Raw genomic sequence first — 15,722 nt, 5'->3', positions numbered from 1 at the left:
CGCCGATCCACGCGAGTGGTCCGAATGGAGTACTGTTGCGAGCCCTGGGTCCGGTCTCCCACCAGGGTGTCCGCGGCCTCGCAGGACCGCCGGGAGGGGGCTGGTTGCACAGGGTGACGATGTTTGTCACTTAGCGTTGCGAATAGGTAACCGTGCCATAACGGCGTTCCCGGGCCCGTGCCCGACACGCCGGGCAACTCGGCAAGGTTGTGGCAGGCTGCACCCGGGCAGGCCACACTCGACTAGCGGAAGCAGCGACGCACGTGACGTCGGCAGGCACCACCCGGGAGGTTCCCATGCCCGAACTGCGTGTCGTGGCCGTCTCCAATGACGGCACACGGCTGGTGCTCAAGGCTGCCGACGCGACGGAGTACACCCTTCCGATCGACGAGCGGCTGCGTGCCGCCGTACGTGGTGACCGTCCCCGCCTCGGCCAGATCGAGATCGAGGTGGAGAGCCATCTCCGCCCCCGTGACATCCAGGCCCGCATACGCGCCGGTGCCACCGCCGAAGAGGTCGCCCAGCTCGCCGGGATCCCCGTCGACCGCGTGCGCCGCTTCGAGGGGCCCGTGCTGGCCGAACGCGCCTTCATGGCCGAGCGCGCCCGCAAGACCCCGGTCCGCCGCCCCGGGGAGAACTCCGGCCCGCTGCTCGGTGAGACCGTCCAGGAACGGCTGTTGCTGCGCGGTGCCGAGAAGGACAGCGTGCAGTGGGACTCCTGGCGCCGCGACGACGGCACCTGGGAGGTCCTCCTCGTCTACCTGGTCGCCGGCGAACCGCACTCGGCGAGCTGGACGTACGACCCGCCCCGGCGGCTCGTCCAGGCCGTCGACGACGAGGCGCGCTCGCTGATCGGCGAGTCCGACGACCTCTCCGTGGCCGAGCCGAGCTTCCCGTTCGTCCCGCGCATCGCCCGCCTGCCGCGCGAGCGCTCGATGGACCGTGCCCTCGACCGGGGCGACCGCGACCGGCCGAGCCTGCCCGCGCAGGCCTCCGAGCCGGCCGAGGAGAGCACCGGTGAACGCGACTCGCTGACCAGCCTCCTGGAGGCGGTGCCGAGCTTCCGGGGCGACCTGGTGGTGCCGGAGCGGCCTTCGGAGAACCCGGAGGAGCCTCCCGAGGAGCCCGAGGCGGAGGAGCCCCCGGCGCCCGCCGCGTCGGCCGGCTCGGCGTACGCGGACGTCCTGATGCCCCGTTCGGTGACCAGTCACCGCGACCGGCTCATCGGCGCCACCGACCGGCAGGCCGAGGCCGACGGGGTGCGCCCCGGACGCAGAGCCGCGGTGCCGAGCTGGGACGAGATCGTCTTCGGCACCCGGCGCAAGAAGCAGGACTGAACAGGTCGTACGCCCGTCTGTCGCACACCTGTCCGACGTGCGCGCTTCCGTGAGGGAGGCGGGCACGGTGGTGCCGGAGGGTGCGTTCACGGCCGCCGCGCGCACGCATGGACGGACGGCCGTGTACACCGGTGCGCGCACGGCCGTGTGAGAGGTGCGTTCGCGGGCGCGTGAGAAGTGCGCCCGCGGCCGCATGACGGGGGCACGCGCGCGTGCCCCCGCTTCCGTTCGGCTACCGCGGGTCCGCGCCGGTCGCCACCGGGCGGGACGGGTCGGAGGACCACTCCGACCACGAACCCACGTACAGGGCGGCCGGGATGCCCGCCACCGCGAGGGCCAGCACCTCGTGCGCCGCCGAGACGCCCGAACCGCAGTACACGCCGACCGGCACGTCCTCCGACACCCCGAGGGCCTTGAAACGGTCCCGGAGGTCCGCGGCGGGCAGGAACCGGCCGTCCGGACCCACGTTCTCCACCGTCGGCGCCGACACCGCGCCCGGGATGTGCCCGCCGACCGGGTCGATCGGCTCCACCTCGCCCCGGTACCGCTCCCCCGCGCGCGCGTCGAGCAGCACACCCGAACGGGCGAGACCGGCCGCCGCGTCCGCGTCGAGCAACCCGACGGCACCGGGCGCCGGTTCGAAGTCGCCCTCGGCCACGGCGGTCACGTCCGTCGACAGCGGACCCTCCCAGGCCGGCAACCCGCCGTCGAGGACCCGCACGTCCGGGTGACCCGCCCAGCGCAGCAGCCACCACGCGCGCGCGGCCGACCAGCCCTGTCCGCCGTCGTACACGACGACGGGCCGGTCCGCCGACACGCCCGCGCGGCGCATGGCAGCGCCGAACGCGCCGACGTCGGGCAGCGGGTGCCGGCCCTGCGGGCCGGGGGGCGAGGCGAGTTCGCCGTCCAGGTCGACGAAGACCGCGCCCGGTACGTGCCCGGCCGCGTGCGCGGCCCGGCCGTCGAAGGCCGGGGCGCCCGCCGCCTTCGACGCGCTCAACTGCCAGCGGATGTCGAGCAGGACGGGCGGGGTCTGTCCGGCCAGGTCCCGGGCGAGTTCGGATGCGGTGATGATGGCTGTCATGACATCCATCCATACGCCAGGGGTGGCCGCGGCGTCCAGGGACGGCTACTCTGCTCGGCCGGACAGGTTCGGTCACCGGGTGTACCGGTTCGAACACACGCTGTACAGCTGACGGATCCCCGCCGGCCGCCCTCCGGACACGGTGGGAGGCGTCGGAGCGGATGCCCTCCCCCCGCGGTGCCGGGCGGCGGGGCACGTCATGCGGCACGGCGTCGGATGTGGGTACCGGCACGGGTGTGCGCGCCAACGGCACAGCCCCTGCGGGGAGCGGATGCGACACGGCCACCGTGAGGGGCCGGGGAGAGAGTGATCGATGACCGAGGCACGGGAGTCGGCAGGCCCGCACGCGCGACGCGCGCCCGGCACACCCTGCTGGGTGACCCTGATGGTGCACGGGCTCGACGACACCAGGGAGTTCTACGAGGAGTTGTTCGGCTGGGAGTTCGGGCCGGGACCGCGCCAACTCGGCCCCTACGTCAGGGCGCTGCTCGACGGGCGCGAGGTCGCCGGCATCGGCCAGCTGCCGCCGGATCTCCGGCTGCCGGTCGCCTGGACGCCCTACCTGACCTCCGACGACGTCGACCGGACGGCGGAGCAGGTGCGGCTGTGCGGCGGCACGGTCGCCGTCGGCCCGCTGGACGCCGCCGAGGACGGCCGGATGGCCATCGCCGCGGATCCCTCGGGGGCCGTCTTCGGCATCTGGCAGGGCTCCGCGCATCCCGGCACGACGGTCACCGGCGTCCCCGGCGGCCCCGTCTGGAACGAGCTGCACACCTACGAGACCGTGGGCGTCGCCAAGTTCTACGAGACCGTCTTCGGGTACGAGGAGGAGCCGGAGGTGGCCGCCGGCTTCGACTACGTCACCCTGCGCGTCGAGGGGCGCCCGGTGGCCGGCATGCACGGCAGGGGGCACACCCTGCCGCGGGACCGGGGATCGCACTGGCTGACGCACTTCGAGGTCGCCGACGTGGACGAGACGCTGCGCCGGGTCACCGAGCTGGGCGGCCAGGTGGTCGGGGCGCCCGAGGAGACCGCTCACGGCCGTGTCGCCACGGTGGCGGACCGGGAGGGCGCTCTCTTCTCTGTGGTGCAGGGACCCTGCTGACCTCCCGCGCGGGTCCGGCGGCAGCGCCCCGCCGGACCCGCGCGGAGGGCCGGAGTACCGGGAGGGAGGACCGGAGTACCGGAGGGCCGGAGTACCGGGAGGGAGGACCGGGTTACCGGGAGACCGGAGGCGGCACCCGGTGCGGGCAGGACCTGGGGCGGGGAGCCGCCGTGCGGGGAGGACCCGCGGGGCCCACGGGGCGGGGAAGGCCTGCGGGGGCCGCCGGAGCGGAGAGGCGGTCAGCCGGAGGTCACCGGCAGTACGTCCGGGGACAGGGTGGCCGCGCGGGAGGACGCCGCGGTCATCCGGCGCCGGTGATGCCGGCGGCACAGCACCTCGTAGCCGATCTCGCCGCCGGCCCGGTTGACGTCCCCGATGACCACCTGGGCGCCCTCGACGACCATCTCGCCGCCCACGGTGCGGGCGTTGTGCGTGGCACGGGCGCCGCACCAGCACAGGGCCTCGACCTGGAGCACCTCTATGCGGTCGGCCAGCTCCACGAGCCGCTGGGAGCCCGGGAAGAGCTTGGAGCGGAAGTCGGTGGTGATGCCGAAGGCGAAGACGTCGACGCCGAGGTCGTCGACCACGCGCGCGAGCTGGTCGATCTGGTCGGGGGCGAGGAACTGCGCCTCGTCCGCGATCACGTAGTCGGCGCGGCCGCCCTGCGAGAGGTGGTCGACGAGGTAGGCGTACAGGTCCTGGCCGTCCTCGACCTCCACCGCGTCGGTGACCAGGCCGAGCCGGGAGGACAGCTTGCCCTCGCCCGCGCGGTCGTCCCGGGTGAAGATCATGCCCACCAGGCCCCGCGTGGAGCGGTTGTGCTCGATCTGCAGAGCCAGCGTCGACTTCCCGCAGTCCATCGTTCCGGAGAAGAACACCAGCTCGGGCATGAGGAGTTGAGCACCTTTCGGCGAGTAGTCACGGAGGGGGTCAGGAACGTACTTCGAGCAGCGGGACGAGCTGCTCGGCGGGGGTCATCGAACCGTGGTTGCCGACCATCTTCGACTCGTTGGGCTCCCGCTCGGAGGCGATGATCAGCACGTCGTCGTGCGCGGCCGCGACCACGTCCCCGATGCGGGCGTACACGCGCTCGTCGCACACGCCGGGCGGGCCGAACCAGCCCGCCTCGATCGCCTCGTCCCGGGAGGCCACCCAGAACTGCTCGCCGATCACCTCGCGCCACACGGTGAGCACGTCGTCCGCCGCGCCCGGCACCGCGTACACGTGCCGCGCCCGGCCCTCGCCGCCCAGCAGGGCGACCCCGGCGCGCAGCTCCCAGTCCTCGTCGAAGTCGATGCGGTGCTGGTCGTCGAAGGGGATGTCGACCATGCCGTGGTCGGCGGTGACGTAGAGCGCGCTGCGCGGCGGCAGCTGCTCGGCCAGGCGCTGGGCGAGCCGGTCGACGTTCATGAGCTGGCCGCGCCAGGTGTCGGAGGCGACGCCGTAGCGGTGGCCCGCGCCGTCCAGTTCCGCGTAGTACGTGTAGACCAGGGAGCGGTCGCCCGCGGCCAGCTGCTCGGCCGCGAGGTCCATGCGGTCCTCACCGGTCAGCCGGCCCAGGAAGGTGCCGCCGCTGAGCGCGACCTTGGTCAGCGGGGTGTTCGCGAAGGTGGGCGAGGAGACCTGGGCGGCGTGCACCCCGGCCCGCTCGGCGAGCTGGAAGACGGTGGGGTACGGCTGCCAGGCGCGCGGGTCGGTCCACGGCTGCCAGCGGAGCTGGTTCATCAGCTCGCCGGTGGCCGGGTTGCGGACCGTGTAGCCGGGCAGGCCGTGGGCGCCCGGCGGGAGGCCGGTGCCGACGGAGGCGAGCGAGGTCGCGGTGGTCGCCGGGTAGCCGGCGGTGAGCGGACGCCCGGTGCCGCCGCGCGAGGTGCCGAGCAGCGAGTTCAGGAAGGGCGCCTCGTCCGGGTGGGCCCGCAGCTGCTCCCAGCCGAGCCCGTCGATCAGGAAGACACAGGCACGGTCGGTGCCGGTCAGCTCCTCGATCGTGGCGGTCATGCCGGGTACGCCCATGCCCGCGGCGAGCGTCGGCAGCAGGTCGGCGAGCGAGCCGCTGCCGTACTCGGGCAGCGGCGCGCCGTCCAGGGCGAGCGGTTCCGGGTGGTCCCAGGAGGAGGGCAGGGACATCAGCGCGTGAGGTCCGCGGTCGCCTCGGAGACGGCCTGCGCGAAGGCGAGCGCCTGGCGCACCGTCTCCGGACCGTCCCCGGCCTCGCTGACGCGCAGGCTGAGGTCGTCCGCCGTGGAGCTGCCGGTGTAGCCGTGGTCGGCCTCGCAGTTGGGGTCGCCGCAGGCGGCGGGCTCCAGGTCGAGGCGGCTGACCGCGCCCCAGCCGATGGTCAGCACGACCTCGCGGGGCAGCGTGCCCGGCGTGTACTGCTCGGGGTTCGCGACCACGCGGCTGACGACGACCGACGAGATCCGGCCGAGCTTCACGGACTCCGTGGACGTCGTGGCGTACGGCGTCGGGGAGGTGCTGTCGGCGGCCTGCTCGTCGGTGTGGCTGACGATGAAGCGGTTGCCGGTGAGGACCAGGACGGTCACATGGCGACGGACCTCGTTCTGATCGAACGTGGTCTCCTGGTGGACCAGGTACGACCGGATGGGCTCGCCGCCCACCGCGGCCTCCACCGCCTCGGCCACGAGGGCCGGGTAGTAGCCGCTGCGCTCGATCGCGGCGCGCAGCCCCTGGGTCGTCGTACTGGTCTTGGCCATGGCGTCCATCCTAATCCGTGGGCAAGGGGGGTCAGGGCCAGTCGCGCGCGGCCGTGGCGGCCTCCGCGACCGCGCCGGACGCTCGCGCCCGGACGCCCCGTCCCGCGCCCGGCGCCCCCTGCGGGGCGGGTCCGCGGAGGAAACCCGGGCGGCGGACCGCCCGCGCGCGGGGGCGGGTGCGACGAAGGCCACTTTCCGGCCGCCGACGTCCCTGTCCTCCCCCTGATCCCCTCGATACCCCGGACGGCTGCCCGCGAGTCCCCCGGACGCCCGCCCGTGCCTCCGGGACCGCTCCGCGGCCTTCTGCGGCCCGGTGCGGCCCTCCGCGATCCTCCGCCGAGGTGCGGGCGGGCCCGGCGGGCGGGGTCAGTAGGCCGGCAGTATCCGGGGGCCCAGGTCGTCGCGGGCGGGCGGCGGGGCGAGCCGGACCGTCGCGCTGAGGACGCTCACGCCGTGCTGGGCGACGACCACCGGCTCCAGGGTGACGGCGACGACCTCGGGGTTGTCGTCGACCAGCCGGGACACCCGCAGCAGCAGTTCCTCCAGGGCGGGCGTGTCCACGGGCGTGGAGCCGCGCCAGCCGAAGAGCAGCGGTGCCGTGCGGATGGAGCGGACCAGCGAGGTGGCCTCGCGGTCGGTCACCGGGACCAGCCGGTGCCCCATGTCGCCGAGGAGCTGCGAGGCGGCCCCGGCGAGACCGAAGGACAACACGGCCCCGGCCGCCGGATCGATCACGGACCGTACGACGGTGTCGACACCCCGGGGCGCCATGGCCTGCACGACCGGCCGCAGCTCCTCCGGCTTCCCGAAGAGCCCGGTCAACTCGGAGTACGAGCGGCGGAGTTGCTCATCGTCGGCGAGGTCGAGCCGGACGCCGCCGAGGTCGGCCCGGTGCCTGAGGTGCGGCGCGGTGGCCTTGAGGGCCACCGGATAGCCGAGGGCGCGGGCGGCGTCGGCGGCGGCGTCGGGGGTGGGCGCGGGGAGCGCCCGCCGGACATGGATGCCGTACGCGGCGAGCAGCTCGCTGGTCTGCGCGGGACCGATCGTCAGGCCCTGGCCGCGTTCCAGCAGGCCGCCGATCAGCCGGGCGGCGCGCTGCTCGTCGATGTCGTCGTACTCGGGCACCTTGCCGGGATCGGCGGCCTCGCGCCGCCACTGCGCGTACTTCACGGCCTCGGAGAGAGCACTGACGGCACGCTCGGCGGCGGGGTAGGCGGGAATGAGGTTCGGAGCGGGACGCGAAGGCGAGGAGGTGCTGGAGGCACCGGAGAGCCCGGCGGCACTGGAGGACCCGGGGGCGTCGGAGGACCCGGGGGCACTGGAGGGCCCGGCGGTACCAGGGGGCCTGGGGGCCCCGGTGGCGTCGGCAGCACCGCGAGGCCCGGAGGCGCCGGAAGGCGTGGAAGCTCCAAGGGACCGGGGGGCACCGGAAGGCCCGGAGGACCGGGGGGCACCGGAAGGCCCGGAGGACCGGGGGGCACCGGAAGGCCCGGAGGACCGGGGGGCACCGGAAGGCCCGGAGGTCCGGGGGGCGCCGGAAGGCCCGGAGCCATCGGGGAATCCGGAGACCGCGGGTGCGGTCGGGGGTGTCTGCGGGGAGGCGGCGGAGGGGGGCTTCGGCCAGGGGGTGGCCGGTGGACGTGCCGGGGACGCCGCCTCGGTGGGCGGGCGCCGGGCCGGGGGGAACTCCGGGGTGCCGTCTCCGGCGGACGCCGCCTTCCCGGCCGCCTGAGGGGCCGTGCTCGCCGCCGCCGACAGCGCCTCGGCGAGCCCGCCGAGCTCGACGTGCACGACCAGCACCGGCTTGCCCGGGACCGTGGCCGCCGCCGACCTCAGGGCCTGCGCGAGCTCCGCGTCCTCCTGCGAGGACTCCCCTATCGCGGGGATCGCCGTGACGATCACCGCGTCGCACGTCTCGTCCGCCAGGGCACGCGACAGCGCGCGGTGGAAGTCCCGGGCCGTCGCCGCCGTCGTCAGGTCCAGCGGACGGGACGGCCGCAGGCCCTCGGCGAGGCAGCGGTCGTACGTCAGCATGCCCAGCGACTCGGAGTTCCCGAGGATCGCGACGCGCGGCCCCGCCGGAAGCGGCTGCCGGGCGAGGAGCAGTCCGGCGTCGACCAGCTCGGTGATGGTGTCCACCCGGATCACACCGGCCTGCCGGAGCAGCGCGGAGACGGTCTCGTGCGGCAGGCGCGTGGCCTGCACGGTGTGTCCCTGCGGTCCGGATCCGGTGCCCTGCACCACGACGAGCGGCTTCGCGGCCGCGGTGCGCCGGGCGAGGCGGGTGAACTTGCGGGGGCTGCCGAGGGACTCCAGGTACATGAGGACGACGTCGGTGTCCGGGTCGTCGTACCAGTACTGGAGCAGGTCGTTGCCGGAGACGTCGGCCCGGTTGCCGGCGGAGACGAAGGTGGAGACGCCCGTGATGCCGGTGACCCCTCCCCCGCGCCGGTGGAGCCGGGCGAGCAGGGCGATGGCTATGGCGCCGGACTGGGCGAACAGTCCGATCCGGCCCGCACGGGGCGACTCAGGCGCGAGCGAGGCGTTCAGCCGGACGTCCTCGGCGGTGTTGATGACGCCGAAGGCGTTCGGGCCGATGATCCGCATGCCGTACGCGCGCGCCTGCCGGACGAGGGTCCGCTGCCGCTCCCGTCCGTCGGGCCCGCTCTCGGCGTATCCGGCGGAGAGCACGACGAGTCCCTGCACCCCGTGCGCTCCGCACTCGGCGACCACGGCGGGCACGTCCTCGGCCGGTACGGCGACCACCGCGAGGTCCACCGGACCCTCGATGTCCCGCACCGAGCGGTACGCGGGCACGCCGTCGATCTCCGTGACGTCCTCGGGGAAGGACTGGTTCACGGCGTACAGCGGCCCCCGGTAGCCGGCGGCCCCGATGTTCGCGAGGACGCTGCGGCCCACTCCGCCGGACGTGCGTCCGGCGCCGACGACCGCCACCGAGCCGGGCGCGAGCAGCCGCCGGACGGAGCGGGCCTCGGCGCGCTGTTCCCGCGCGCGCTGCACGGCCAGGGAGCGGTCGGTGGGTTCGAGGTCCAGTTCCAGGCGTACGACGCCGTCCTCGAAGCTGCGCTTCTGGGTGTAGCCGGCGTCCGTGAACACCTTGATCATCTTGGTGTTGGCGGGGAGCACCTCGGCGGCGAAGCGGCGGATGCCCCGCTCGCGCGCCACGGCCGCGATGTGCTCCAGGAGGGCGGAGGCGACCCCGCGCCCCTGGTGGGAGTCCTGGACCAGGAAGGCGACTTCGGCCTCGTCGGCCGGCGCGGAGGCGGGCAGTCCACCCGCGCCGATCCGGTCGTAGCGCACGGTGGCGACGAACTCGTCGCCGATGGTGGCCGCGAGGCCCACCCGGTCCACGAAGTCGTGGTGCGTGAAGCGGTGGACGTCCTTGGCGGAAAGGCGTGGGTACGGCGCGAAGAACCGGTAGTACTTCGACTCGTCCGAGACCTGCTCGTAGAAGCTGACCAGCCGGTCGGCGTCGCCGATGGTGATGGGGCGCACGCGCGCGGTGCCGCCGTCGCGCAGCACCACGTCCGCCTCCCAGTGGGCGGGATACTCGTGCCGGTCCCGCCGGTCCGCCGAGGTCTGCATGGGCCCCAGGTTACGGCTCGCCCACGACAACATCACGGAACGCTTCATGAGGGACCATGGAAGACACGCTCGGGCCGAGGCCGCGGTCCGACGACACGCCGGGGCGGGGTGGGTGACCGCCTCCGGCGCGCTGCACGATATGGAAATCTGGTCTAGACAACCCTGTGACTGAAGGGCAGCATCACATGGCTGAGCGCCGCGTCAACGTCGGCTGGGCCGAGGGCCTTCACGCCCGCCCCGCTTCCATCTTCGTCCGGGCCGCCACGGCCTCAGGCGTCCCGGTCACGATCGCCAGGACCGGCGGCACGCCGGTCAACGCGGCCTCCATGCTGGCCGTTCTGGGCCTGGGTGCCCAGGGAGGCGAGGAGATCGTCCTCACCTCCGAGGCCGAGGGCGCGGACGCCGCCCTGGACCGGCTGGCCAAACTGGTCGCCGAGGGCCTGGAGGAACTGCCCGAGACGGTCTGAGCTCCGGGCCGCTCCCGGAGACCGGGGCGTCTCGGTCCCGGGCCTCGCGACGGCCTCGGTTCCAGGCCGATTCCTGGCCGATTCCGGATTTCCGGACGAGGCCGGTTCCGAGTGGCTTCTGGAAGCCGCGTCACCCTTTTCGAGGGGGCGCGGCTTCCGCGTTTCCCGGACCCGTCCGGAGGAATTCACGGCACACGGAATCAGGCGTCGGAAATGCCGCTCCGAACGCCTCCCTTTTGTATACGGCTCGCGTGTTAATTCCGGAGACTCGGCATGTTTACGGGATGTTGCGGGTTCCTCACACGCTCCGCGCGGTCGCCGTTCGCGGGGAAGCGGAGGCGGTGCGCGAGGGTCGCCCGCTCGGTGTGCAGCGCCGTGAGCGCCCGTGCGCGCTCGCTGTCGCCGCGCGCCACCGCGTCCACGATGGCGCCGTGCTCCGTCCAGGACTCCACGGGGCTGAGCGGCGCCTCCACCACGTACATCCAGGCGATCTTGTGCCGCAGCTGAGTGAGCACCGAGGTCAGCGAGTGGCTGCCACAGGCCTGGGCGAGCGTGACGTGGAACCAGCCGCCCAGCGAGCGCAGATCCTCGCTGCTGCCCCGGCGCGCCCGCTCCTGACCCAGCCTGACCAGGCCGCGGAGCACCTTCAGATGGGCCTCGGTGCGCCGCTGGGCGGCCCGGGCGGCACCGAGCGGCTCCAGCAGCAGGCGCATCTCCAGCAGGTCGGCGGCCTCCTGTTCGGTCGGCTCGGCCACACAGGCGCCCGCATGCCGCCGGGTCACCACGAAGCCCTCCGCCTCCAGGGTGCGCAGGGCCTCGCGGACCGGGACGCGGGAGACGCCGTAGCGGCGGGCGATGACCTCCTCGGTCAGCCGGCTGCCGCGCTCGTGGACACCGGAGACGATGTCGTCCCGGATCGCCGTGCACACCGAATGTGCGGGAATTCGCATGCCCGACCTCCGTCTCGATCCCCGGGAAACGTCGACGATGGACGCGTTGTTCCGTGACTCTATGGCAATGAGCCGGAATTTCCGACGGCGGACCGGATTCCAGGGATATTTTTTGGACAGCGGGCGCGGAAGGTGCGGAAGCCGTTCACAGAACGGCGAAAGCCCCGGCCGGACGGGCCGGGGCCTCGGAACGCCGTACGGAAACCGCCGCGGGACCCGCGGGAAGCGGGCGGGGAGGGCGGGGGCCGTACGGGAGTCGCGCGGGCGTCGTCAGACGTCCAGGCCGTGCTCTCGGAGGTAGGCGACGGGGTCCACGTCCGAGCCGTACTCCGGCGTCGTACGGGCCTCGAAGTGCAGGTGCGGGCCGGTGACGTTGCCGGTCGCGCCGGACAGGCCGATCCGCTCGCCCGGGGTGACCCGCTGTCCCGGGGTGACCCCGATGGACGACAGGTGGCCGTACTGGGTGTACATGCCGTCGGCCATCCGGATCACGATCTGGTTGCCGTAGGCGCCGCCCCAGCCGGTGGAGACGACCGTGCCGGCGCCGGCCGCGTGGACGGTCGTGCCGCTCGCGGCGTGGAAGTCGATGCCGGTGTGCGAACCGGAGGACCACAGGGAGCCGCCGGTCTTGTAGCCCGTGGAGACGTACGAGCCGGAGATCGGGAGGACGAAGGCGTTCAGGCGCTTGCGCTCGGCCTCGCGGGCGGCGCGGGCCTCGGCCTCGCGCTCCTTCGCGGCCTTCTCCGCGGCCGCCTTCTTGTCGGCCGCGGCCTTCTGGGCGTCCGCCTGCGCGTCGATCTCCGCGGCGAGGGTGTCGTTGACGGTGATCACCGGGGTGAGGCCGGTCCGCTCGACGGAGTTCTCCGCGGCGAGGGCCGGGGACGCCGCGAGGGTGCCGACGACACCGGTGGTGGTGAGGGCCGCGATGCCGGCCGCGTGAGCGGTGGTGCGCTTGACCCGGCCGGGCTTGCGATGCTTCCCGGTGGCGCACATGAACGCCATGGAGTGGCTGGTCCTTTCCTTCCCTCTCGCCTACCGGGTTAGCTGACGGGTTCGGAGCAGGAAGGTCTCCTACGGGCACCCTCGCTCGCGCGCGGGCATCCGATTCACCCCAGGGACGTGGTTGGGTCCCCGGCTCCCCTGGCTCGCGCCGTACGGGGACTCGGCGATGGCTGTCCGGTGCCGCGGGCGCGGCGTGGTGCCTGACGAACAGCCCGGATGACGCTAAAGGGGGCGGCTCGGGATCCTCAAACGGATCCGGGCTTTTGTAGCGCATCCCACAGGGCAGACGGGCAACACCCGTACCAATCCGGACATCTGGGGGTGAGGGGGAGCCCGAGCCGGCGGGGCCCCGGGAACGGCGTGGGGACCTGACGACCCGTCGGTCCTCAGATCCCCACACTCGCACGTGTGCGCCGTACGGCTGTTCGCCGGCGGCCGGCCGGGCGCGGCCGTTCTCCCGCCTCTACTCGGCGGCCACCACCGTGACTTCGCCGATGCCGAGCGCCTCGACGGGCTCCTTGATCTCGGCCGCGTCGCCGACGAGGACGGTCACCAGGCGGTTCTCCGGGAAGGCGTTGACGACCGCGGCGGTCGCCTCGACCGTGCCGGTGGCGGCGAGCCGACGGTACAGCTCGGCCTGGAAGTCGTCGGGCAGGTGCTGCTCGACCTGGTCCGCGAACGTGCTCGCGACGGCGGCGGCGGTCTCGTACTTCAGCGGCGCGACACCGACGAGGTTCTGCACGGCGACGTCCCTCTCGGCGTCCGTCAGGCCCTCCGCGGCCAGCGTCCGCAGCACCTTCCACAGGTCGTCGAGCGCGGGGCCGGTGTTGGGCGTGTCGACGGAACCGCTGATGGCGAGCATCGCGATGCCGGGAGCGCCGTCGGGGGTGGCGGGCGCGGAGCGCAGGACCTGCCCGAAGGCGCGCACGCCGTAGGTGTAGCCCTTCTCCTCGCGCAGGACGCGGTCCAGGCGGGAGGTGAGGGTGCCGCCGAGGCAGTAGGTGCCGAGCACCTGCGCGGGCCACACGCGGTCGTGCCGGTCGGCGCCGACGCGGCCGATGAGCAGCTGCGTCTGGACGGCTCCGGGCCGGTCGACGATGACGACACGGCCGGTGTCGTCGGCGGTCACCGACGGCACGGGCCGGGGCGTGCCCGGGGTGCCGGTCCAGGCGCCCAGGGTGTCGGCGAGCAGGGCGTCCAGATCGCTGCCGTCGAGGTCACCGACGACGACCACGGTGGCCGTCGAGGGGCGCACGTGGCGGTCGTAGAAGGCGCGTACGGCCGCGGCGTCGATCTTCTCGACGGTGTCCTCGGTGCCCTGGCGGGGGCGGGACATGCGCGAGGTCGCCGGGAACAGCTCCTTGGAGAGCTCCTTGGCGGCCCGGCGGGAGGGGTTCGCCAGCTCGTGCGGGATCTCGTCCAGGCGGTTGCGGACCAGCCGCTCGACCTCGCTCTCGGCGAAGGCGGGCGCGCGCAGGGCGTCGGCGAGCAGGGCCAGGCCCTTGGCCAGGCGGGAGGCCGGGACCTCCAGGCTGAGCCGGACACCGGGGTGGTCGGCGTGCGCGTCGAGCGTGGCGCCGGCCCGTTCCAGTTCGGCGGCGAACTCCTCGGCGGAGTGCTTGTCGGTGCCCTCGGAGAAGGCCCGCGCCATGATCGTGCCGACGCCGTCCAGGCCGGCCGGTTCGGCGTCCAGGGGGGCGTCCAGCAGCACCTCGACGGCCACGACCTGCTGGCCGGGGCGGTGGGAGCGCAGGACGGTCAGGCCGTTGTCCAGGGTGCCGCGCTCGGGAGCGGGGAAGGCCCACGGCTTGGCCTCGCCCGGCTGCGGCTGGGGGTGGAAGTCCATCGTGGCGAGCTCGGTCACTTGCCCGTCTCCTCGTTGTGGTCGGCCGCTTCCACGGTGGCCTCGGCCTCCGGGTCCTCGGGCACGTCGGCGTCCTCGGCGAGTTCCGGGGACTTCGGCTCGTAGACGAGGACCGCGCGGTTGTCGGGGCGCAGGCGGGCCTTGGCGACCTCCCGGACCTCCTCGGGGGTCACCGCCAGCACGCGCTGGACCGCGGTCAGGGCGAGCTGCGGGTCGCCGAACAGGACCGCGTAGCGGCACAGTTCGTCGGCGCGGCCGGCGACCGTGCCGAGCCGGTCCAGCCACTCGCGCTCCAACTGGGCCTGGGCGCGCTCCATCTCCTCGGGCGTGGGGCCCTCCTCGGCGAAGCGGGCCAGCTCCTCGTCGATGGCGGCCTCGATGACGGGTACCTCGACGTCGCCGGAGGTCTTCACGTCGAGCCAGCCGAGCGAGGGCGCGCCGGCCAGGCGCAGCAGGCCGAAGCCGGCCGCGACGGCCGTGCGGTCGCGCCGTACCAGGCGGTTGTACAGACGGGAGGACTCGCCGCCGCCGAGGACGGTGAGGGCCACGTCGGCAGCGTCGCACGCGCGCGTGCCGTCGTGCGGGAGGCGGTAGGCGGCCATCAGGGCACGCGCCGGGACCTCCTCGACGACGACCTCGCGCAGCTCCTCGCCGTGGATCTCGGGCAGCGAGCCGTCGCGGGGCTCGGGCTTGCCGTCGTGGGCGGGGATGGAGCCGAAGTACTTCTCGATCCAGGCGAGCGTCTGCTCGGGGTCGATGTCGCCGACGACCGACAGCACGGCGTTGTTGGGCGCGTAGTAGGTGCGGAAGAACCGGCGCGCGTCCTCCAGGGTGGCCGCGTCCAGGTCCGCCATCGAGCCGATCGGCGTGTGGTGGTACGGGTGGCCCTCGGGGTACGAGTGCGCGGTCAGCTTCTCGAACGCGGTGCCGTAGGGCACGTTGTCGTAGCGCTGGCGGCGCTCGTTCTTGACGACGTCGCGCTGGTTCTCCATGGACTCGTCGTCCAGGGCGGCCAGGAGGGAGCCCATGCGGTCGGCCTCCAGCCAGAGCGCGAGCTCCAGCTGATGGGCCGGCATCGTCTCGAAGTAGTTGGTGCGCTCGAAGCTGGTGGTGCCGTTGAGCGAGCCGCCCGCACCCTGCACCAGTTCGAAGTGGCCGTTGCCCTTCACCTGGCCCGAGCCCTGGAACATCAGGTGCTCGAAGAGGTGAGCCAGGCCGGTGCGGCCCTTGACCTCGTGCCGGGAACCGACGTCGTACCAGAGGCAGACCGCCGCCACCGGGGTCAGGTGGTCCTCGGAGAGCACCACGCGCAGACCGTTGGCCAGCCGGTGCTCGGTCGCTTTCAGGCCCCCGGAGCCTGCCTCGGCCGTGGTCGTGTGACCCATGGGCATGTACGTCCCTTCGCGAGCGGAAGCGGTCGAAAGAAACCGCGGTTTTCCTGCCGTTCCTGCCACTGTATGCAAAGCGTGCGGGGCCCCGGCGAAGTTCCCGCTGGACGTACGCCCACAGCGGATCGCGTAGCCTGCGTCAGGCGTGCCCGCGGGCGCGGCGCCGGATGAGCGCCGCGGTGCCGGACCGGGCTGCCTCCACACC

General features: G+C 73.7%; 12 protein-coding genes and 1 riboswitch. Of the genes, 3 read left to right on the top strand and 9 right to left on the bottom strand.

What is annotated here, in order from left to right:
* The first annotated feature begins 296 nt into the window (after positions 1-296).
* The gene (gene sepH, locus ACIPRD_RS15775) at positions 297-1,337 is read left to right on the top strand and encodes a septation protein SepH (RefSeq protein WP_356406658.1); all 1,041 of its coding nucleotides are present in this window, start codon (positions 297-299) and stop codon (positions 1,335-1,337) included.
* Between the two features lie 232 nt (positions 1,338-1,569).
* On the opposite strand, the gene ACIPRD_RS15770 is transcribed toward sepH, so the two are convergent.
* Positions 1,570-2,421 carry a sulfurtransferase gene (locus ACIPRD_RS15770; RefSeq protein ID WP_356406661.1) on the bottom strand — a complete coding sequence of 284 codons (852 nt, stop codon included), beginning with the start codon at positions 2,419-2,421 and terminating at the stop codon, positions 1,570-1,572.
* 313 nt (positions 2,422-2,734) lie between these two features.
* Here ACIPRD_RS15770 and ACIPRD_RS15765 point away from each other — a divergent pair, with 313 nt between their 5' ends.
* Positions 2,735-3,526, top strand: coding sequence for a VOC family protein (locus ACIPRD_RS15765; protein WP_356406664.1), 792 nt, complete (start codon positions 2,735-2,737; stop codon positions 3,524-3,526).
* A gap of 239 nt (positions 3,527-3,765) precedes the next feature.
* Here the strand turns inward: ACIPRD_RS15765 and ACIPRD_RS15760 are convergent, their stop codons facing one another.
* The 4 genes from ACIPRD_RS15760 to ACIPRD_RS15745 all read right to left on the bottom strand — a co-directional run bounded on the left by ACIPRD_RS15760 (position 3,766) and on the right by ACIPRD_RS15745 (position 9,846).
* Entirely contained in the window at positions 3,766-4,416 is a 651-nt protein-coding gene (locus ACIPRD_RS15760) for a thymidine kinase (protein WP_356406667.1), read from the bottom strand.
* A 40-nt stretch (positions 4,417-4,456) separates the two neighbouring features.
* Positions 4,457-5,653 carry a nucleotide pyrophosphatase/phosphodiesterase family protein gene (locus tag ACIPRD_RS15755; protein WP_356406670.1) on the bottom strand — a complete coding sequence of 399 codons (1,197 nt, stop codon included), beginning with the start codon at positions 5,651-5,653 and terminating at the stop codon, positions 4,457-4,459.
* On the bottom strand, positions 5,653-6,249 hold the full coding sequence (locus ACIPRD_RS15750; protein ID WP_356406673.1) for a DUF5998 family protein: 597 nt from the start codon (positions 6,247-6,249) through the stop codon (positions 5,653-5,655). Before ACIPRD_RS15750 ends, ACIPRD_RS15755 begins: the two co-directional genes overlap by 1 nt.
* A 357-nt stretch (positions 6,250-6,606) precedes the next feature.
* A complete protein-coding gene (locus tag ACIPRD_RS15745; protein ID WP_401563366.1) occupies positions 6,607-9,846 on the bottom strand; it encodes a GNAT family N-acetyltransferase in 3,240 nt (1,079 codons plus the stop codon).
* 185 nt (positions 9,847-10,031) lie between these two features.
* Here ACIPRD_RS15745 and ACIPRD_RS15740 point away from each other — a divergent pair, with 185 nt between their 5' ends.
* Complete coding sequence (locus ACIPRD_RS15740; protein WP_356406679.1) at positions 10,032-10,313, top strand: HPr family phosphocarrier protein; 282 nt, start codon at positions 10,032-10,034, stop codon at positions 10,311-10,313.
* Positions 10,314-10,567: 254 nt separating this feature from the next.
* Here the strand turns inward: ACIPRD_RS15740 and ACIPRD_RS15735 are convergent, their stop codons facing one another.
* The 4 genes from ACIPRD_RS15735 to ACIPRD_RS15720 form a co-directional block, all read right to left on the bottom strand.
* The gene (locus ACIPRD_RS15735; protein ID WP_356406682.1) at positions 10,568-11,263 is read right to left on the bottom strand and encodes a GntR family transcriptional regulator; all 696 of its coding nucleotides are present in this window, start codon (positions 11,261-11,263) and stop codon (positions 10,568-10,570) included.
* 270 nt (positions 11,264-11,533) lie between these two features.
* Positions 11,534-12,265, bottom strand: coding sequence for a M23 family metallopeptidase (locus ACIPRD_RS15730; protein WP_356406684.1), 732 nt, complete (start codon positions 12,263-12,265; stop codon positions 11,534-11,536).
* Positions 12,266-12,277: 12 nt separating this feature from the next.
* A riboswitch (cyclic di-AMP (ydaO/yuaA leader) is annotated at positions 12,278-12,441 on the bottom strand.
* A gap of 287 nt (positions 12,442-12,728) precedes the next feature.
* A complete protein-coding gene (locus ACIPRD_RS15725; protein ID WP_356406687.1) occupies positions 12,729-14,129 on the bottom strand; it encodes a pitrilysin family protein in 1,401 nt (466 codons plus the stop codon).
* Positions 14,126-15,520 (bottom strand): pitrilysin family protein, encoded by a 1,395-nt coding sequence (locus ACIPRD_RS15720; protein WP_356406690.1) that lies wholly within the window; start codon positions 15,518-15,520, stop codon positions 14,126-14,128. Before ACIPRD_RS15720 ends, ACIPRD_RS15725 begins: the two co-directional genes overlap by 4 nt.
* Between the last annotated feature and the right edge of the window lie 202 nt (positions 15,521-15,722).

Origin of the sequence: Streptomyces sp. NPDC090108, from assembly GCF_044747185.1 — a bacterium.
Classification (GTDB): Bacteria; Actinomycetota; Actinomycetes; order Streptomycetales; family Streptomycetaceae; genus Streptomyces.
The sequence above is the reverse complement of the archived record's forward strand: the minus strand, read 5'-3'. Positions and strand labels throughout refer to the sequence as shown.